Origin of the sequence: Nostoc sp. ChiSLP03a (assembly GCF_034531215.2) — a bacterium.
Taxonomy (GTDB): domain Bacteria; phylum Cyanobacteriota; class Cyanobacteriia; order Cyanobacteriales; family Nostocaceae; genus Nostoc.
Genome location: NZ_JAVRBQ020000109.1, coordinates 26984 through 48544, shown reverse-complemented (window position 1 = coordinate 48544; position 21561 = coordinate 26984). Strand labels below are relative to the sequence as shown.

The window sequence follows — 21561 nt, the reverse complement described above, 5'->3', positions numbered from 1 at the left end:
GTCTTTATAAAGGAAGTGAGATAAATCTTGAGGCAATTTCCTCACGCAGAGGAGCTGCTTTTTCTTGTGTTAACCATCGGAATAACTTTGCCACTGCTTCCGGGCTACGATCTATTTTTAAAGCTTCTTCTAACCCTTGCCAAACTCCAGCCAGATTCCCAGCCTGTAATGGAATTATCAGCGATTCTAGACAATAAAGAAAATAATGACTCCGAGATTGGGCGGTAATTTGTGCCGAGTATTCAATAGGAAAATAACTCTTTGAAATTTCAATTGCACGGCGGATGGATATCATCTGTTTCCCAGAGAGTAACAGTTGGCTGGTGACATTGTTAGCATGTTCGCGGTAACGAGCTAAAATTTCTGGTTCATACCACCAATCATAAACAGAGGCAATGCGTTTATAAACTTCCCAATCGCTTGTATAGGTCAGTTCAGGATGATATACGCCCAATTGTTCGTGTGCTTCTCGACGAATCACTACCGCAGGCATATTCAATGAGTTACTAACTCCGATAATTTGCAACCAATTTTGGGCAATTCCTCGCTGCTCTCCATAGACTTGTTGGCTGAAAATTACTTCCCCTTTCTCGTTAATATTTTCATAAGCTGTAAAAGCGGCTCCTATAGAATCTGAAGACCCTTCTAGACTTTCTTGTAGCCGAGAATAAAAACCTGGGAGAATATAATCATCGTCGTGCAGTAAATGAATCCAATGACCGCGAGTTAGAGCAACTCCGGCATTCCAATTTCCTGGCAAACCGAGATTTTGTGGATTGCGATAGTAGTTGATTATTCCTTGTCCGATACTATTCACCAGTTCAAATACTGGCGTTGTACTAGCATCGTCCATGACGATGATTTCCATCTGCTCTTCTCCTTGCCATTGGGTCAATACACTAACAAGGCATTCGAGTAGATAATCTATGCGGTTGTATACAGTTACCACCACACTCCAGAAAGAACGCTTACCTGTATTTGCTACGGTTGGAATGGTTGGAAAGCTGTATTCCCCTACAATTACTTCTCTTTGGGGAATTGAGGGCGTGACTGGTACTTGTTGAGGAATTTCAACATCCTCACTAGATACTAATGCTTTGGCATAGTGAGGATTAATTAGCTTTAATCCTTGTCGATAGGCAGAAACAGCTTTCTGATATTGGTTGAGTTGTTGATAAATTTTGCCTAAATTGAGGTATATTTCTCCATCGTTGGGATTAAGTTCTAAGAGTTTTTGGTAGGATGCGATCGCCTCTTCTAATTCTCCTTGTTCTTGCAGCGCCAAAGCCAAGTTATAATGAGCTTCTAGGAAATTTGGTTGTAGTGCGATCGCTTGCTTGTAACAAGTAACAGCATTTTTCAGATCGAGAGCTTTTTTCCGAGCAACACCCAATTGATTATTTAATTGTGCATAGTATATTTTTTGATTGCTCGAGAGCTTACCTTGAGCGTGTAACGCATTACCCAAATTAGTCTCTGCTTCGATAAAGTCTGGCTTTAACTCTAGAGCTTTTTGATAATAGTTAATTGCTTCTTCAAATAATCCTTGTTGTTGCAGAGTATAGCCCAAGTTGTTGTAAATTGGTAATGAATTAGGTAATAAAACTAAAGCTTGCCGATAAGCTTTCTCTGCTTCGGAAAACTGTTCTTGAAATAAATGCAAATTACCTAAACTGAACCAAGTTTTTACAGAATTTGGTTGAACTTGTGAAGCCGCACTTAGCCACTGTTCAGCAGTTTGGAGTTGCCCCATCTGTTGCGCTAACATCCCTAAACCATATAAAGCTTCATGGTTATCGGGTTGTTTTTCCAGAACTTGACTATACAGCAGTTCTGCCTCCAATAAACTATTGTCTCGTTGCTGTTGAACTGCTAGTTCAAGGATTTCAGCTACTTCTATTTGAATTAGCGATTCAGCTTCATCCTTGTCACCTGACTGATGCTTTTGTATCGCAATTTGAATAAGAGATTTAACTCTAGATGCTGAAATATTTGTAGCATTCATAACTCTGTAGTATCTATAACTATATTTGAATTTGATATTATATTGTTATAGATTACTATAATTTCAGAACATAAGTGATAACTATTAATAAAATATTTTCCCTATTTTTGCCTGTTAATCAAGCAAAGCTATTTAATTAAAATAAGGGAGAGATTTTGTCAACAGTATGGACGAGAAATAAGCCTGAAGCTAGCGATCGAACATTACCAAGTCAAGTAATTTCAGTGCGTACACCATAGGGTTTGCTGTTGGCAAAACCTCTCCCAGAAAAGGTATCGACATTTTCTTGTACAATCGGATTTTTTTACTCACCCGATTGTTTTGACTGAGACGTTTGTAAATCAGAGTCTGTTAGGAAATGAAACGGGCAATTAGCCTTAAGCAAATTATATTACCGAGCTGATATCGCTTGCACTTACCTTTGAAAATAGTATGCTTTGTTGAGGATTATTACCGAGAGACAAAGTGTTACCGATAGACAAAGTATTACCAAGAGACAAAGAATTTAAGGTGAGAAGAGCGCCATCGCTGGTATCTGTGATGTTACCTCGACTTCCCCAGCCATCTAATACAAGCTTGTCAACACCAACCTGAAAATCTTGAATGACATCAAAATCTTTTTTCAACAATGAATCGCTACGTTTGAAAGTAAATGTGTCATTACCTTCGCCACCAATTAAGACATCATTACCACTACCACCATAGAGTGTATCATTGCCTTTACCGCCATAGAGTGTATCATTGCCATCGCCACCATCTAGCGAATCATTACCTTGGCCGGCGTCGAGGTTATCATTACCTCTTTTTCCAGATAGCTTATCATCCCCCAAGCTAGCATAAAGTTTGTCTGCCCCGTTGGTTCCCGTCAGATTATCCTTCCGAATCGTGCCGTAGATAACATCTCTACCCAGGTTGCCGATTAAAGTGTCTCCTGCCAATTCAACAGAAGTAGTATTAATTTTAACTATAGTTAAGTTGGTATTACGATTAAAATTCCGTTCATAAGTACCAACAGCACTACCATTGAGGAAATCAGTACCATTGTCGCCATCAATATCATCATCTTTGTCACGAGTCTCGATTGTGACATTGCGACTACGACCAAATGTTAGATCCCCGATTTGATCGGAGGAGACTAATTTACCTTGGATGCCAAAATAATCTAAAACTTTGGCCCGATTAGGATTTGTGGTATCTAATACCAAAAAAGTTGTTGTCGACTGGCCCTTGTTATATTCAACGTCAGGATTTTCAATTTCTTTAGCTGCCAATTTTAAATTTGCTGAAAAATCAAAAGAGAAGCTTTCATTACGACCAACCGCAAAACTAGCAAGTACCTTTGCTTCGCTGTTGGAAGTACCTTCAAATTGACCACTTAATCCCACTACAGCAGCCTTAGTGAAGAGTGATGAAAAAGTTGGATCAAAACTTGCTTGAGCCTCAGCAATTGCAGCAGTTATACCACCTTTAACTAAGGTATCTGCCTGAGTAGTAGTTAAAATGCTTGCAGCACTTTCACTATAGTTAGAAAAAGTAGCATCCCCTTCAGCGGTAACAAAATTAGGACTAGGATCGGGCTTGGGATCGGGTCTATTGTTGAGATTAGTTCTACCATTGAAAGAAAGTAACTTTGGAACTGTCAGTGTTAGACTTATTCTTGATGCCATAAAAAACTGTGTTTATTTTGTGAGTTAACAAATTGGCGCGTAAATATTTGGGAAGTAATTCTCTCCTAATTTACGAGCTAAATCTCTTGATATCCCTAATAAACCTGTTAGCTTTTATCCAGGATTTGCTTCGCTTTTAACAGTACTTTGAAATAGGTTAGTTGACTATTCCAAGCGGAACGTGGAAGTAGTGGTATTTTCTCTAATTCTTGAGATGGTGATGACTCAAGGTCAGTTTTTTCCGCTGAAATTGTGTTAATTTCGGAATTTTCTGCCATAATTTATTATCTCACGAGAGAGTAATAACGATCGGGTTCTTTTTGCCAACTTTCCGACCACTGAATGCTGTCAGCAGTAAAGTGTAATCGGTCGTTTGCTGGCAATAAAGTATCTGTAGGCTCGACAATTAGCTCAAATTCGCCATTATCAAATGGCAATCCTTGCGCCTTTACTTTGGGAACTACACGCTCTCTCATACCTTGTTTGGCATGAACAAGAGCGCGATGATGACAGTAAGGATTATTACCTCTTTTATTAAAGAAAACATGGGCTGTCCAACTGCAACCCCCACGACAAAGTTCAGCATATTCGCAGGTTTTACAGAAACCCCATAGGTGTTTTGTACCTTCAGGTGTTCCTGCTCCTAGATTGAAGCGTAGTTCTTCTGCACCTTCGATAATATCATGCAAGGTATGTTCTCGAATATTACCACCTGTATAGGCAGTAGTCGGCAGTGAGGGACAACCTTTAATCGCTCCGTCAGCTTCAATTCCCAAAGTGGAAAGTCCTGCACCGCAACCTTGCCAAAATGAGAAGTCATCCTCCTTTCCCCGTCCCCGCAACAGTCGTTCATCAGGGCCGTAGTAACCAATATTATTTCCCGCTTGAAGTTGCACGCCTTCTTGGTAAGCACGACGCGCCACACAGGCAAGCATGGGGTAGATATCTAGCAGTTCATGGGGTTGGAGGAGGATATCTGCGTTATCGGCTGCATTTCCCATTGGTACAGTTAGCTGAACTTGCCAAGCACGCGCACCTGCATCACGAATGCACTCATAGATGCACGGAAACTCTGGCGCTGACAGGCGATTAATTTGGGTGTTGCAACCAAAAGAAATACCGACTTCTCGCAGATGACTCATGGTCTTAAATGCATATTTCCAAGAGCCTTTCTTTCCCCGCAGGCGGTCATGAGTTGCTTCCAAGCCATCAATAGAAACAGAGACAGTACGAATTCCCGCTTCCTTCATTTTTTGGGCGGTTTCTAAGGAAATGCCATAACCGCCTGTAGTCATACCACATAACATTCCCGCCTCGTTGATAGCTTTGGCGATTTTCAGCCAGTCTGGACGCAGAAATGCTTCACCACCAATGAGAGTAACTTCTTTAATTCCAACTTCTGCCATCTGCTTGACGAGATCCAAAGCTTCTTCTGGGGAAAGTTCTTTGGCGCGCTCATGTCCTGCACGGGAACCACAGTGACTACATGCTAGATTGCACTTCAAGGTAATTTCCCAAACTGCGTAGCTTTTGCGCTGATATGTCATAGGTTAACTCTCAATCTCAACCCTCGAAATAAACGAACGAATTCTATTTCTTCATCGTTTTATCGGGTTATTGTACTTCTGTTGAACTAAGAACTGCTCCATATAACGGTTGTACAGGTGGAATTTTTCCTTTGGGAAGTGGCCATGGCTTTGGATTTGGTTTAGGAATCCATTTACATTTTTTAACTGGTGGTTTTCCACATTCTTCGTCCACAGGTGGAGGTGAGACTACAGCTCCATACAATGGTTGAGCGACTGTGTTTGTAAGCCCGCCAAAGGCTCCTACTAATTCATCTTCACTGAGGTCGTCAAACTGGCCTAGTTCTTTTAATTCCAATATTTTAATTGAGGCTGTTTCAAATTCTTCTTGAGAAAAATTATAGCCACCTTCTTCCATGACTTTTATCACTTCCTCAATCTTATCACTCATCAATTGAGTGTAAAAAGCTTCGTCTTTAACTAGTCTGATTATGAACTCTTTAACTTTCTCGAAAATTGTTAATGACATAAATTTTACCCCCTTAATTTGAAAGTTGAAGTTTAGATTGATGAAAATTGACGATCGCATCAAATAACCCGTTTAGCGAGAAACTTTTAGTGAGTCCACTTGTGTAACTTTTTGTTGCTGGTTTTGGTAAATCTCTCCTAATTTGATGTTGGCTTCTTGGTGTTGGGGATTGAACTCCAAAGCTTTTTGATAGCAAGCGATCGCTTCTTCTAGCTTTCCTTGTGCTTGCAGTGCCACCCCCAAGTTATAATGGGCATCTACCAAATCAGGCTGTATTGCGATCGCACTTCGATAGTAAGCAATAGCAGTTTCCCAATCAGCTCCTTCTTGGTGGGCAAAGCCCATCTGATAATTCAAGTCAGCATAATAGGCTTGTTTCTCTGGTGAAAGCTTCCCTTGAGCAAACAGCGCATTCGCTAAATTGATTTCTGCTTCTATGCAGTTGGGCTGAAATTCCAGAGCTTTTTGATATGATGCGATCGCATCCTCCCACTTCTCTTGTTGTTGCAAGGTGTAGCCCAAATTGTTGTATATTGTCCCTGCATCTGGTCGCAAAGCAATAGCTTTTCGGTAAGCTGCTTCAGCTTCTGGTAATTGTCCTTGGCCTTGCAGCAAATTGCCTAAACTAAACCAAATTTTCACGGAGTTAGATTGAACTTGCGAAGCTGCACTCAAATGCTTCTCGGCTTCTTGCAACTCACCTTTCTGCTGTACCAGCATCCCCAAATTGTATAATGCTTCTGAATAATCTGGTTGTTTTTCTATTATCTGACGATATAGCTGTTCGGCTGTATCTAGGCGATTAGCTCGATGCTCCTGAAGTGCAAGTTGAAACAGTTCAGCAACTTCTTTAGCGTTAAATTGTCTTGGTTTATTAACCAACTGCAAAATAAAATCTTCCAGCGCTCTGACTGGCTTTAAATCGCCATATAATTTATGTTTATTTTCTGCAACTTGCTGAGAAATATATTGCCGATATTTAGCATCTTTCCCCAGACGGATGGCAATTTGGACGTATTCTGATTTATTTGAGGCGATCATCTCTTCGATACCCATCATCTGTAAAATTGCTAGAGAATGGCGCGATCGCATCAGTTCTCCAGGTAAAGTGACAACCGGAATATTATGAGCAATAGATTCGAGCGTGGAGTTACATCCAGACCAACCAATACTATCTAAGAAGACATCTGCTATAGCTGTTGTTCCAGCAAACTTCCTGTCATTGAGGAAAGACAAAAACAAACAGTGATTTTGATAATCTAATCCTAATTCTGCAAAAGCATGATTTAAGCGCTGGCGAAATTTTTCTGTTATTTCTTCACTTTTGCTTTTAATAAATACAAACTTAGAATTTACTAGCTCTTTAGCAATAGAAGGAAAAACATCATCATGATCGGGCAAATATTTATATAATGACTGACAACACCAGAAGAAAATATCATCCTCTTTTAAACCTATATCTGGTTTCTTAATTTCTTCGGGTGGAATTGCTAAAGGCATATAATGAATAGATAGATTGGGTAATCTAACTAATTTTTCTGTGTAATGTTCTTGAGCATTTTCGGGTTCCATTAAGTCACTGCTCAAGTAATAGTCAATTGTCGGGAGTCCACTAGTCTCAGGGTGTCCCCAAGATGTCATTTGAGTTGGCGCTAATCTCAAACAACCCAGTTTGAGTGCCATTGGGTCCATCCCAAATTCTGGGAAAATCAGGATATGTAACCGATCTTTTGTAATTACCTCACACCATTGTTCAGTTGAGCGAACACCTTGAACAAATTTATCAAAAGTCTTGGTGGCACTCATTGTTGAGTAATCTTTTTTGTCTCCAGTATAATAACCAAATAATTCAAACTCACTTCGATCTATATTTTCTACCCAACCTTTAATCGGGATTTTCCAATTAGAATGACTAGATAAAAACCCAGAAACGATCCCAATCCGAACCTTTTGATTTTTATCTAAATTTGGCAGAGCAAGCGGCTGGCAATCTTGGGGATAGCGACTCGACATAATTTGGAAAATCATTTCTCCATAAGTTCGCTGTAAATCTCGGTCATTGAAACCTTGATATGTCAAGTAAAAAGGTTGAAATGCTCCCACAGCTTCCGATGCTTTTGCCCGTTCTTCCCAATTAGTTAATTCATAATGTTTAGCTAAATTTTGCAAATACTGTTGATACTGATTTCGTCTGAATGCAATTTCATCAACATTAGAATAGATAACTGGTAGTTGGCTCATACAAGCACCAAATTTAGCCATATTATAGTTTGGATTCACTTTTACGGCTTGCTCAAACGCTTGGACTGCTGCTTCTATTTGGTTATCATCTCTTAATGCTGTTCCCAAGTTGGAATATATATAATCAACATCAGGTCGAAATTTAATCGCTTTTTGATAGGATTCTATGGCAGCATCAAATTTATTTTGCGCCCTGAAAATATTTCCTAAGTTGTTATAGGTGATTGCAAAATCAGGTTGAATACTTAAAGTTTTTTCATAAGCTTCTATTGCTTCTGCAAATTTTCCTTTTTCCTGGAAAAGATACCCTAAGTTGTGATATGCGTAATGATAGTCTGGTTTAATTTTTAGTGCTTGCTGGTAAGAATCGATGGCATCATTGAATCGCCCTTGTTTTTGGAGTACTTCTCCTAAATTAGTATGAGATGATACCAAATCTGGCTGCAATGCAATAGCTTGGCGATAATATAATTCTGCTGTCTTGAAATCGCCTGCCTTTTGCTTACCTAAAGCAAACTGCTCGTTCAACTCTGCATAGTGGGCTTGTTCTTCTGGTGATAGCTTACCTTGAATGTGAAGAATATTTCTGATATTAATTTGTACTTCTATGCTGTCTGGGAGAATTAAGAGTGCTTTTTCATAACAGGCGATCGCTTCTTCTAGCTTACCCTGTTGTTGCAGACTAAACCCCAAACTGTTATGTATTGCCCCTGCTTCTGGCTGTAATTGCAAAGCTGCTTGAAAAAATTGTTCTGCATTCTGATATTGTTCCCGTTGCTGCGCCAGCAGACCTAATCCATAGAATGCCTCTGACTGCTGGGGATCTAAGTCTATAATTTGACGATAAATCTCTTCGGCTTGGGTGAAGCGCTTACTTTGATAATATTGACTTGCGAGTTGGAGAGCATCAGGAATTGTGGTCACGTCGCTTTGCTCCAAATTCAAAATTAACAATCCCCATTAATAAATTTAGGAGCTTATATCCTTTCATTTATGGGCTTTTATGGGCTATAAATACAATCTTTTTTATTTAAAATATCTTTTGTTCCTATATCTGCAAGGAACTCAAGCTTTTGAAACTTATAACTGATATCGATTGATATCATGTCTGCTTGGTTACTTCTTAAATTTAATTAACAGGAATTTTACTCTTCTCTATCTTTCGGGGGTCTACGAAAAGCTTAAAGCTACGGTAAAATTTTTGCTCTTATGACTATTAGCCCAGAGTTTTAATTCAGGGCGGGTAAATAATACAGGTTGCAACTGGGTTAAGGATTAAATGTTCTAAGTTGTAAAACTTTATTGCAGAAACATTTTTTTAAGGCCAAAGGGTGTATTTTTGGTAAAAGCCGAAGGCTCAAATGAGCAAAGAGCCTTCGGCATTTATCAATATACTAAGCTTTCGAGCCTAACTCTACTTGCAGAAGTTAATACATTACTACTTGTTACTACTTAGTTAGAAGTAGAAGCAGCGCTTGATGACGAAGCAGTAGCACTGTTAGGAGTAACGGTGACGTTAGTAAAGGTTACAGCTATATTGTTGAGGCCGCCGCTTGCTGAAGCATCTGCATCAGCTTGTGCAGCGCTGTTGAATTTAGGGGGCTTGGGCGGGATTACGATGACGACGATTTTCTTAGGCTTACCACCACCAATAATTTCTTCAGTGGTATTTTCCAAGTAGTTCAGATCAGAAATAATCATTTGAGTTCTCCTAAATTTTGTAACTGTTGTTGGGAATATTTGGTCTAACCAACTTGTTTTGTTTGGCTATACATCTAATATACTTTATTCCTCAAAAAAGTCAATGCTTTTTTTAGGAATTTTTGATTAAAAAAACTAATATATTTATGTTGAAAAATCATTATATATAGTCCTATTTGAAGTTAGAAAAAACTGCATGGAAAATCTAAGCAGAAATAAAAATAATTACTGCCTAGCAAGAGTTATAGCGATTAAATTTAATTTTGAAATAACGCAAATACAGCACTTTGTAGATATATTCACAAAACACTAAAAAGGAAAAACTATTAAGTTTTAAGTATATAAAATCTGTATCTGCAACATTTTGAAGCCTCAAGAAATCTCCCATAACTTAGGTAGATACTTAGCGACAAAAACATTTGAAAATTATTAAATTATTTAGTCTTGGTGTATAACATATCTATTAATTCCTCTTGTGAACCGTCTGAGTCTATTTGAGTAACTATTTTCATCGTGGTGATTTGTTGCTTTAACCAATCAGAAAAGGATTCTGTAATGATTTTTTGGCGCAACTGTTCATCTAATTGGGGTTGAATGACTTCTTCCACCCAAATTAAATACACTCCCTTGGGAGTCGTTATCGGTTTGAGAGCTTCTAGTGGTGCAGCAGCAAATACGGCGGCTGCAATCTCTGGACGAAAATCTTTACGGTATCGGAGTCCTTTGTATCCATAAGCACGACGAGCTTCTGGTTCTGAGATATATAGACGAGCAATATCTGGAAAACTGATTTCGCCTTCTTCTAGGGCATAAAAAAGTTCTAAAGCCAAGTCTCGATCCTCGAAGACAACTTCGTAGGTAACGGCGGCGATATAATCTAGCTGATGTTCGTAAAAGTGCTTTTCCAGTTGATTGGAAAATAGATGATTCGCTAACTTCCGCGAAAGGATGTTGTTGTAGGCTAATTCTTCAAATTGATCCACAGAGAGGTGGTGTTTTTCTAGCCATGACCAGGTGTCTTTAGCTTTGACAAGCTTCTTGGCGAACCTTAAGTTATCTCCTTCTTGCTGTAGTTCTTCTGGCGTGACTGTAATTCCTGCCGCTTGAGCTGCTTCGGCAATAATACTTTGCGACGCGATCGCTTCTACAACAGCAGGTATCTGACAAGAGAGTTTAAGATTGTGAATGATATCTGAGGTAGAAATGGTCAGATTGTGGGGCATAACACTATATCTCCAATAATTAAGGGGATTGGTATCCCTTCTCTGCGAGACGCTAGGCGAACGGCTTACCTCGCAACGCTTGACACAAGTCGCTCAGGACAAGTAAGCACGCGGCATTAATTATTCCTCCAATCTCCCTTGTCCTATTTCCTGATTTGGGTGCAATATCTTTAGCTACATCTCCAAACCGCCCTTTTTCAGTTTTTTGAACGGATCTAGAACAAAGTCAATTACTCGGCGTTGACGAATGATCACTTCAGCATTTGCTGTCTGACCGGCACCTAATGGAATACGTTTGTTGCCATTTTGGACATACTGCTGGTCTAAGGTGATTTCTAATTCATAGGTTTCGATGTTGCCTTGGGGTGTTTGGCTAACTTTCGAGTCAGGCGAGATCCAAGTAACTTTTCCTGGCACGATGCCATACTCTTGGAAAGGATAGGCATCAAACTTGACTTTTACTGGCATTCCTACCTTCAAGAAACCGCTATCCTGATTAGGCATATTGGCTCTGAGTACGAAGTCTGTTGTTGCGGGTGCAATTTGGGCAATCCTTTGACCGACTTGTACCACCGCTCCTGGTTTAGTTGTGGGTAATTCAAAAATCACTCCATTAATCGGCGATCGCACCATGCGCTGCTGAATTTGTACTCTTATAGATGTAAGCTGGCTTTTAGTCTGAGCGATTTCTGATTGTGTTGCTGTTATTTGTGCCTGTAAATCTTTTAGCTGCTCCTGATTTTTCATTACAGCTAGTTGTCCGGCTTGCGTGGCACTTTTATAACTACTTTGTTCTTCTTGTAGTCGGAGTTTTGCTTGTTTGATATCAGACTCCAACGTTTTGATCGTTACTTGATAATTATTTAGCTCTTGGGCTAAACGCAATTCGGCTTGTTTAATATCTGATTGAGACTTTTTATAAAGTCGTTTGCTTTCTTCCTCTTGTTTTTTTATTTCATCAACTTGGGTTGGAGAAACTGCGCCATCTTGAACGAGTGTGCTAAAGCGTTCAGTTTGCTTAGAATTTATACTCAAAAGTTTTTTAGCCGATTCTTGATCGTCGCGACTGCTGGAAATTTGCTGCTGTGCTTGTTTAACTGATGATTCTTTTTCTAACTTTTGGAGGTTATAGCTACTCAGTTTGGCATCCAGGTTTTGCTGCACCTGGTTAACTTGAGCCATTTTTTCTAATTCTTGGGATTTATTTTGTTGTTCTAAAAGACTCGTTGACATTAGGAGTTGATTTTTCAGCATTTCCAGTTGGGATTGCCGATTTTGTAGCCCTTGCAATTTGCTCTGGACTTGTTGGAGGTCAGTTTGCAGCAACTCAGAATCCAGTTCTAGTAAAACCTGGCCGGCTCTAACTGTATCTCCTTCTTTGACCGTAACTGCTTTGACACTTCCAGCAGCTTGAGCGTCTAATTTTTGAGTTGCGCCTTTAGGTTCTATACGCCCTCTGGCGCTACCAGTTTCATCGACTTTTGAAAGAGTTGCCCAAGGCAAGAATAGACCAGCAAAGCCGATGAGCGTATATAACAAACCACGAGTCCAAATTCGAGGTAAGGCATCGAGTAGTTTTTCTGTACCGTAGTACAAATCTTGACTTTCATTTTCTACCTCTGTTTGCTCGTCAAATACCGATTCTTCTTGCTGTTTGTAACCTTGATATTCATCTTGCTCATCTGGGGAAAGTGGGGACGATCTGTTGGGATGTGGCATGGTTTTATTTCCAATAACAGTAGATGGGGAATGAGGGAGAAATCAATTCAAAATTCAAAATTCAAAATTGTTCGTGTAGAGTCTGGTAAAGAAAAAAAAGACTGCCCAATGCCTCATCAACTAACTTGAGACATCTGTTGTTGATTCAGGTAGTAATAATGACCTTTTTTAGCGATTAATTCGTCGTGGGTACCGCTTTCTACCAAAATACCTTGATCTAAAACCAGGATTAAGTCCGCGTTGCGGACTGTAGAGAGGCGGTGGGCAATAATTACACTTGTGCGTCCTTTAAGAATTGTTTTGAGGTTGTTTTGAATAATTCGTTCTGATTCTGAGTCTAGGTGACTAGTGGCTTCATCAAACAGTAATAACCGGGGATTTCCGAGCAAAGCACGAGCAATAGCTAGGCGTTGTCGCTGTCCACCAGAAAGCATTCCGCCGCTTTCACCAATTTCGGATTCGTAACCCATTGGTAATTTTTGAATAAATTCATCAGCTCCAGCATATTTTGCTGCTTGGCTAATTTCTTCTGAAGAAGCATTTGGATTAGCGATCGCAATGTTTTCGCGAACAGTCCCACCAAACAGAAAAGTATCTTGGTCTACAACGCCGATTTGGGAACGGAGCGATCGCATAGATACACTGGTGATATCGTGACCATCAATGAGTATTTTGCCATCTGTCGGTGGGTATAAACCTAAAATTAATTTACTGAGAGTTGTTTTTCCAGAACCACTGCGCCCTACGACTGCAACCATCTGTTCTGGCTGAATTTCAAAGTTGAGATTTTCTAATACGTTAGTGTCGCTTTCTGAGTGATAACGAAAAGTAACATTCTGAAAACAAATGTTACCGCGAAGTTTACCCAACGATTTGCGGGGTTTAATTGCTAAGTCTTCTTCTGGTTCCGCCTCCAATACATCATTAATCCGTTCGGTAGAAATCACGATTTCCTGTAATTCATTCCACAGCAAAGCTAGCCGTTGGAAAGGACTCAAGACGTTACCCACCAACATATTGAAAGCAACTAATTGTCCAATAGTTAGTTCGTTATTAATTACCTGGGTTGCTCCATACCACAGCAATGAAGTATTGACAAAGGTGTGGATGACGCCACTGATAATCTGCAAGCGATTGTCAATTATTTGAGCATTAAAGTCTTTTTTGATTAAATCATTCAGCAGTTCCTCCCAACGCCAACGCACTGTCTGTTCAATTGCTAATGAACGGACGGTACGAATTCCGCTCAGGGATTCTATGAGATAGCTTTGTTCTTTGGTAGCTGCATTAAAAATATCTCTGGAGATGCGGCGCAAAATACTTGTGCTGGCCAGCGCCAAGATAAAAAATGGCGGTACAGTACACAGCACGAATAATGCCATCCGCCAGCTATAGGAGAACATCAAAGCCAGATAAACCACTAATGTCAGCATATCCAAGACAATGGAAAGTGTCTGACCAGTAAGGAAGTGCTGAATTTTCTGGTTTTCTTGGATGCGCGAGATTATATCCCCAACGAAACGCGACTCGAAATAAGCAAGGGGCAAACGGAAGGTATGTTTGATGAAGCCTACGAGTAAGGCGATACTAATGCGGTTAGCAGTGTGAAATAACAGATATTGCCGTACACCGTTGACAGCAACACCAAACAACCCAAAAACAATCATTCCCAAACCAATGGCGTTTAAGGTTGGAACACTGCGTTGCACAAGTACTCTGTCTAGCAACAACTGGGTAAATACTGGCGTTACTAACCCAAATAATTGAATGACTATCGAAGCTATGAAGATTTCTAATAGTGTTCGATAGTGAGGTTTGACTAGCTCAAAAAACTTCCAGAAGCTTCTACTTTCGTCTTTAGCACTTTTTAGTAGAGCTGTTGGTTGTAGTAACAATGCATAACCAGTCCAACCTGCTTGAAATTCAGCTTTTGTCAAACTGCGTTGACCAAGAGCCGGGTCACATACAATCACCCGCTTAGGAGTGATTTCATAGACAACAATAAAGTGTTTACCTTCCCAGTGAGCAATTGCAGGTAAAGGCTGTTCTGCTAATTTATCAAGAGTAGCTTTTACTGGACGGGTGGCAAAACCCAGGTATTCTGCTGTTGCTGCCATCGCTTTTAGGGATGCACCGTTGCGAGTGACATTGGTCATATCCCGTAGGCGATTGATACTAAAATGTTTGCCCCAATAGTTACCAATCATCACCAAGCAAGCAGAGCCACAATCAGCTGCACTTTGTTGGGCATAGAAGGGATAGCTTTTGGTAATCCGCTTCCACCAATGCCCCATTTGTACTTTCGGACTGGGAAAGTAAAAACGTGATTTTTTTGTTGGCTGTTGTTGTGACGGCTTCTCTCTTTGGGGAAAAGGAATAATTTTAGATTTTGGAGATTGGGAAGTTTTTTCTCTAGTACCTAATCCCCTGCGACGCACTGAGCCGGTCGTTGTGTCCTCAATCTCCAATTCCGTTTCGCTGACACTCATGCCAAAAGCCCACTCCCCCAACTCCGGGAAGTATTCTAGTGCTGTTTGCATTTGGTCGTTTTTCAGAATGTAAGCAATCGTTGGTTGCGTTGTTTGCCAATCTCCTTGTTTTGGTTGAGCAAAGATTGTACCTGGTGTCAAAAAATCGCCTTCAGAATGCCGCAGTTGACCTTTGTACAATAGCCATAACTGTGAATCTTGGGATATTTGTGGACTTACAGAGCCAGTTTCTAACTGGTGTCGCTCAAACAAAGATAAGGCTTTGAGCATTCCTGAAACTTGTGATGTATGGCGGGGGAATTGTGATACTTGGCGACATAACAACAACAAATCCCAAAGTTCTGCACGGGCAAATAGGCGATCGCGAATGTTAGGATACTTGTCTATCAACCTTTGCAATGCTTCTTGCCTGAAATAGCCAAGTTTCAAGCTTGTCGAAGCTCTAACTACATAAGGACTAAAGTTAGCTTCGGGAAACAAGGTCAATTCACCAAAAACAGACCACGCACCAAAGGTAGTAATTAAATTCTCAGAGCTATCTAATAGTCGGACTTTACCTGTAAGAATAATATATATACCAGGATTCGTCTGTGCAGATTCCCAGAATTGCTTTGCTGATGGTGGCTCCACAATCTCCATTTCTGCCAAGAAGTCCTCTAATTCTTTTTCTGAGAGTTTTGTCTCTAAGGTGTACAAAATTCTTTCACCCAGATGTTGCTTAGAAAGCACTGATGGCATTTTTTCATCTCCACAAAAAAAATTTACTTATCAGTCGAATCCAATTCAAAACTTCATTAAAAATATTATTTAATCCCGTATTTTCACCGAGGAAACTCTCAGCTTGATTAAAGTAGAGTTGAGAAAGAAACAGTATGCTAGTAAAGCATCTATCTTTTACATACAAGGTATTTTTATTGAGTGGGCAATCTACAAGTTGTTGCAGCGAGTTATTGATGTGGCAATAACTAGTGTAAATGCTAGAATATCGAGCTAGAGCTTTGTTTAACGACATTTAGCTTCAAAAGCAACTAACTGCATTGACAGCCTCCGCACAAATATGGATTGCTCATTTTTGCAATCAGCAGTGGTTGTAAGCGAGCCTTAAGAGGAATTATTTTCGCAATCTAATTTGCTGTATGCAGTAAGAGCTATGCAAAGTATTTCATTCCTCAATCACAAACTGAAGTTTTTTCTAGTTCCGGACAATGTTATGGCTGAAAGTTATTTCATGCTCTTGAACAACACCTGACTCGGAAGAATTTTTAAAAGAATGTTTTCAAACATTCCTAACTTTTTAACAGCCTTGTCTTGACTTAAATGGTGTGACATAATTGTAGTTAGAAATTGCATTAAGTCGTAAATTATGTGAAAACGTAATTCATTAGCAGTTGTGTGAACAAAGCCTGACAGCAAAAAAAACACAACTACAAATCTGACTAACGTTGTAGTGTTAATCAGAAATTTACACAATGTGCAATTAGCTCCCAGCATATTCCCTAGTACTTTGGCGAGTCTAGGGGATAGTCTCCGGGATAGCTTCATCCCGCTCGTGCAACCTAGAACAAAAGAAGATTTTGAGTAGGCTACAAGAAACAGAAGACGATAAAAACTATAAAGCTATAAAAGCACATCGTAATTTTGTTTAAGTAGTATTTTACCAATTTAGCTAAATTACACTTAAACAAATATTGCTTGAGTTTGCTTGGAGATTCCAGAATGGATCTTTTTCCAGCACTGCTTAGTATCTTTTAGGGAGCATCTAGCAAGTTATTTAACGTTTGTATTATACCTCCTATAGTGTAACAAATGCAAGTGACCAAAAGAGACTTGCGAACATCATCATATTTACATACAAACATGATATTCACATAATTAGCTTACACTCTTTCTGTTCTTAAATTTAGATATTTTAGTAGTTTCTTAATGTAAATTTTCTGACAAGTCACCTAATAGATGATATTTAACAAAAAAAATATATTTCACAACTATTTATACATTAAATCTTTAAATAGCGAGGTGGCAGAACATGATGCTAGTCATAACGGCGACTATTGTTTGCTTAAACGTAATATTTAAGTTGTTTAAATTAGCTGTGAGGTAAAACACATTAATGTTGTGATCGGGCACACACACTAGTTAACTAAGCCAATCTTAGCATTTTTTCCTTCAAGGGTATAGCAGCAATACATATTACAGCTTGATAGAAGTTGAGAAATAACCGTCATGTTTAAATGAGCCTATAGTTCAAAAAATGACAATAAGTAGCAAATTCGTCTTTTAAAACCAAAGATTGCGAGCCGATCGAGTGAAGTAATAATAAATGGATAAATTCAATGGTGGTTTATGAGCCAGTGCCCTGACAAAGTGTAACACCATCGATTTGGTAAAATATAGAAAATCATCCATAGCGGTTCTTAATCAGATAAGGTACATCCTCAAAGTTAAAAATATATCCAGTCCAGTTATACCTCAGTTGCAGAGGAACCGCTATAAAAGTAGCCAATATCACTTTGGTTGCGATCGCCAATGCTGTTGCTGTATATTTATCCATTGGAAAATCTACTTAATGAGAAAATTATCCCTGTGCGAGCTAGGGATCTTTATATTACTCTCAACAGAGAATATTTAAATGCTTGGTTCCAAACGCAAAGATTTAATTTAAACGATGATTAGCTTAAAAGACCATAGGACTTACGCACAAGTTACGAAATAACCAACCGCAGAGGCACAGAGAACGCAAAAAAATTAGAGTTTGAGAGATATTTTGCGTAAATCCTAAATCGGTAGGGAATTTAGTTCCTAAATTGTGGCGCGATCGCTGAATTTTCCGCTTGGCTTGCTCTATGAAAGGAGTTTGTGTCATACTTAGAAAAACCATTAATTACTAAATATCGGTCGATTTTAAGTAGTATTTTTAGGGCATTAGGGAGTATTAGAAGTAATACAGTTAGGGCAATGAGGATTGGAAGTAAGGGGAGACTGGCGTCGTGCGAAAAGTTGATATTCCTACAAACTTGAGATGCTTCCATATTGAAAAACATCTCTGATTTAGTAGTACAGTGAATTACGAAGGAGTACTTATGTCACAGTTGGAGCAAGCAGTGCCAAACACCTTTGTAGCCCAAGGTCTAGAAACTCTCCCCAATATTTTCGACCAAGTTGAGGCTTTGGCCAAAGATTTCGCCACCCGCGCAGGGGCACACGATAGAGATGCTTCCTTTCCCTTCGAGAATTTTACAGCTTTGCATAAGGCAGGATTACTCAACCTCACCATTCCGCGTGAATTTGGTGGTCAGGATTTGGGTTTGGCAACTATCTGTCGGGTGATTGAAGGGATAGCACGTGGCGATGCTTCGACCGCATTAGTACTAACAATGCACTATCTTCAACACGCTCATGCAGCCCATAGCCGTCGCTGGCATCCAGAAGTATATAAATGGCTGTGTCGTGAATCAATTGAAGGCATTGCCCTGCTAAATGCTGCCCGTGTTGAACCAGAGCTAGGAACGCCAGCCAGAGGCGGATTGCCAGCGACAATTGCCGAACGAACAACAGAGGGCTGGCGTTTAACAGGACATAAGCAATACACCACAGGCAGTCCTATCCTCAGCTATTTTGTTGTTTGGGCACGGACAACTGAAGATGAACCACAAGTTGGGAATTTTCTGGTTCCGCGCGATCTGCCAGGTTTGCGAATTGTCGAAACCTGGGATCATTTGGGGATGAGAGCTACAGGCAGCCACGACCTGATTTTAGAGAATGTATTAATTCCCTCAGAGTATGCTCTAAATATCAACCCCATATCTGCTGCACCATCTTTCGATCCACTGATTTCCACTTGGGGCAGTTTGACAGTGAGTGCCTTATATCTCGGTGTTGCTAGTAGTGCGCGAGACTGGCTTGTTAAATATCTTTGGGAGCGATCGCCTTCTAATCTCCAAGAGCCACTGGCAACTCTGCCACGCTTCCAAACTGCCGTGGGTGAGATAGAAGCACTGCTGTTTGCTAATAATAGATTGATTTATAGTTTGGCTCATGATATTGACAAGGGTAAGTATGAGCCTAACGTAGGATTACAGGCACAGGCTGTTAAATACCTTACTACAACTAACTCGATTCGTGCTGTAGAAATTGCCTTGGAACTAACTGGCAATCCTGGTTTATTAAAAAGAAATCCTTTAGAGCGTCACTACCGTGACGTTTTGTGCAGCCGTATACATACGCCGCAAAATGATGTTATTTGCCAATCTTTAGGAAAGTCGGTGCTGAAAGTTTAGTGATTGGGCATGGGGCATGGGGAATGGGGGAAGACTTGTTGCAAGTTCTCATTAGAGTCACCTTGTCTCTCATCTTCCCAATGCCCAATGCCCAATGCCCAATATTTAGTATCCAGCTTGCTTGTCTACAACATTCCGCAAGGGCTGACCGTTTTGGTAGCGTTGAAGATTATCGATAAATAGTTGTGCTATGCGCTCTCTCAGGCGTGGCGACAAGGCTGAACAATGGGGAGTGATAAAGGCGTTCGGTAACGACCATAAGGGACTTTTTGGCGGCAGAGGTTCGGTTGCAACAGTGTCTAATCCAGCACCCGCAATCCAGCCTTCACGTAGTGCGGTCAGCAATGCGGCTTCATCTACGATCGCACCACGAGCAATGTTAATTAGGTAAGCAGACTGACGCATAGAGCGCAACGCAGCTTCATTGATCGAGCCTTTAGTTTCTGGGGTTAATGGTGTGGCAATCACTACATAATCTGCGGCTGGGAGGAGCGTTCGCCACTCATCAGCGCCTACAACTTTGTCAAAATTCGGTAAGGGTTCGGGATGGCGGCGACTACCCCAAACTGTGACTCCAAAGGCTTTAGCACGAGATGCGATCGCTTGACCGATATTTCCTGTGCCGAGAATTAATAAAGTTGCGTCTGCCAACTCTTCAAGAAACACTCCTCTTACCCAAGTGTGCTCATTCTGCAAAGTTTGCAATTTCCGCAGATTCTTGGCGTGATAGAGCATAAATGCCAGTACAAATTCCGAAATTGGAATTGCATGAACCCCTGCACCATTAGTGAGGATGATGTCCTTTTGCAAAAAAGTTGGCGTGAGGATGTGATTTACGCCAGCACTCGGTGACTGTTGCCAACGCAGCGCGGGTGCTGCTGTCAGTACTTTGTCAAGAGTAGAGGTTTTCAGATAAAATCCATTGACATAAATCTCTGCATCACTGGCATCACCATTGAGATTACCTTCACTATCCACCTCTACTACATCGATATTAGATGGTAGGTGTGGCTCTATATCTGCAATGAGATGATCGGGTAAAATTAGTTTCACCATTTGTTAGTCTTCCATTTCATTTTGAATTTTCAAACGGACTGGGTATTAGGGCAGAAAGACAGAAGATTAAAAGTTAAATTCTTTACCAATTCCCAATGCCCAATGCCCAATACCCAATGTTTAGTATCCTGCTTCTTTATCTACTACATTTCGTAATGGCTGACCAGCTTGGTAACGCTTTAGATTGTCGATAAATAGAGCTATTGAACGCTGTTTACTCTTGGGTGAATGACCGGAAGTATGAGGGGTAATAAAGATGTTAGGGAGTGACCACAAAGGACTTTCTGGTGGTAACGGTTCTGAGTTAACTGTGTCTAATGCTGCACCTGCAATCCAACCTTCTGTGAGCGCTTTTATTAATGCCGATTCATCGATTACGCCGCCGCGAGCAATATTAATAAGGTAGGCATGATTTGGGAGCAATCGCAATACAGATTCATCAATAAATTCTTTGGTTTCGGGAGTTAGAGGTGTTGCAATAACTATATAATCTACCTCTGGCAGGAGCGATCGCCATTCATCAGCACCTACTACTTTATCAAAATTTGCTAGTTCATGAGGATGACGGCGACTGCCAATAATTCTTAAGCCGAAGGGTTTAGCACGGGCAGCGATTTCTTGACCAATACCACCAGCGCCAATAATTAGCAAGGTTGCATCTGTTAATTCTTGGATAGCAAAGCCTCTTTTCCAGTGACGTTCTGCTTGTAAAGCATATAATTCTTGTAGATGCTTGGCATGAGCCAGTATATAAGTGATTACAAATTCTGCGATTGGAATTCCATGTACTCCAGCCCCATTAGTGAGGAGAATATCTCTTTGCAAATAAGTTGGTGTCAGGATGTGATTCACCCCTGCATTTGGTGCGTGATGCCAACGCAATGCCGGTGCTGATTCTAGTATTTTATGCAGTGTCGGACTTCTCGATAAAAACCAACTAAAATAAACTTCAGCATCGCTAGCATCCCCATCTAGATTTCCTTCAACATCTACTCGTACAATCTGTGTATTGGGTGGTAGATGTGGCTCAATGTCAGCAACCAAATCGAGTGGCAAAATGAGCTTCATTGTAGATTACCTCTTCTTTATTTACAAGGCTATATCTGTAAATTGCTTATGCTTGACAAA

Annotated in this window: 15 protein-coding genes; 1 reads left to right on the top strand and 14 read right to left on the bottom strand. The window is 40.3% G+C overall.

Features of this window, described 5'->3' with window-relative positions:
• Positions 1–4: 4 nt before the first annotated feature.
• From RMY32_RS18395 to RMY32_RS18340, 12 genes are all read right to left on the bottom strand, one after another.
• The gene (locus RMY32_RS18395) at positions 5–2005 is read right to left on the bottom strand and encodes a tetratricopeptide repeat protein (RefSeq protein ID WP_322714312.1); all 2001 of its coding nucleotides are present in this window, start codon (positions 2003–2005) and stop codon (positions 5–7) included.
• 386 nt (positions 2006–2391) lie between these two features.
• The gene (locus RMY32_RS18390; RefSeq protein ID WP_322714311.1) at positions 2392–3672 is read right to left on the bottom strand and encodes a calcium-binding protein; all 1281 of its coding nucleotides are present in this window, start codon (positions 3670–3672) and stop codon (positions 2392–2394) included.
• A 107-nt stretch (positions 3673–3779) separates the two neighbouring features.
• Positions 3780–3950, bottom strand: a complete 171-nt coding sequence (locus tag RMY32_RS18385; RefSeq protein ID WP_322670007.1) for a hypothetical protein — start codon at positions 3948–3950, stop codon at positions 3780–3782.
• Positions 3951–3956: 6 nt separating this feature from the next.
• A complete protein-coding gene (locus RMY32_RS18380) occupies positions 3957–5219 on the bottom strand; it encodes a nif11-class peptide radical SAM maturase 3 (RefSeq protein WP_322714310.1) in 1263 nt (420 codons plus the stop codon).
• A 67-nt stretch (positions 5220–5286) separates the two neighbouring features.
• A complete protein-coding gene (locus RMY32_RS18375; protein WP_322714309.1) occupies positions 5287–5727 on the bottom strand; it encodes a Nif11-like leader peptide family RiPP precursor in 441 nt (146 codons plus the stop codon).
• Positions 5728–5799: 72 nt separating this feature from the next.
• Entirely contained in the window at positions 5800–8892 is a 3093-nt protein-coding gene (locus RMY32_RS18370) for a tetratricopeptide repeat protein (protein WP_322714308.1), read from the bottom strand.
• A gap of 528 nt (positions 8893–9420) precedes the next feature.
• On the bottom strand, positions 9421–9669 hold the full coding sequence (locus tag RMY32_RS18365) for a hypothetical protein (protein WP_322714307.1): 249 nt from the start codon (positions 9667–9669) through the stop codon (positions 9421–9423).
• Positions 9670–10103: 434 nt separating this feature from the next.
• A complete protein-coding gene (locus tag RMY32_RS18360; RefSeq protein WP_322714306.1) occupies positions 10104–10892 on the bottom strand; it encodes a peptidylprolyl isomerase in 789 nt (262 codons plus the stop codon).
• Between the two features lie 174 nt (positions 10893–11066).
• Positions 11067–12611, bottom strand: a complete 1545-nt coding sequence (locus RMY32_RS18355; protein WP_322714305.1) for an HlyD family efflux transporter periplasmic adaptor subunit — start codon at positions 12609–12611, stop codon at positions 11067–11069.
• A gap of 116 nt (positions 12612–12727) precedes the next feature.
• Positions 12728–15838, bottom strand: a complete 3111-nt coding sequence (locus RMY32_RS18350; RefSeq protein WP_322714304.1) for a peptidase domain-containing ABC transporter — start codon at positions 15836–15838, stop codon at positions 12728–12730.
• A gap of 1660 nt (positions 15839–17498) precedes the next feature.
• Complete coding sequence (locus RMY32_RS18345; protein WP_322714303.1) at positions 17499–17651, bottom strand: hypothetical protein; 153 nt, start codon at positions 17649–17651, stop codon at positions 17499–17501.
• Positions 17652–17774: 123 nt separating this feature from the next.
• Entirely contained in the window at positions 17775–17963 is a 189-nt protein-coding gene (locus RMY32_RS18340; RefSeq protein ID WP_322714302.1) for a hypothetical protein, read from the bottom strand.
• A 217-nt stretch (positions 17964–18180) separates the two neighbouring features.
• Between RMY32_RS18340 and RMY32_RS18335 the strand changes: the two genes are divergently transcribed.
• Complete coding sequence (locus RMY32_RS18335) at positions 18181–19377, top strand: acyl-CoA dehydrogenase family protein (protein WP_322714301.1); 1197 nt, start codon at positions 18181–18183, stop codon at positions 19375–19377.
• A 105-nt stretch (positions 19378–19482) separates the two neighbouring features.
• On the opposite strand, the gene RMY32_RS18330 is transcribed toward RMY32_RS18335, so the two are convergent.
• Both RMY32_RS18330 and RMY32_RS18325 read right to left on the bottom strand, forming a co-directional pair.
• A complete protein-coding gene (locus RMY32_RS18330) occupies positions 19483–20433 on the bottom strand; it encodes a D-2-hydroxyacid dehydrogenase (protein ID WP_322714300.1) in 951 nt (316 codons plus the stop codon).
• A 120-nt stretch (positions 20434–20553) separates the two neighbouring features.
• Entirely contained in the window at positions 20554–21501 is a 948-nt protein-coding gene (locus RMY32_RS18325) for a D-2-hydroxyacid dehydrogenase (RefSeq protein ID WP_322714299.1), read from the bottom strand.
• Between the last annotated feature and the right edge of the window lie 60 nt (positions 21502–21561).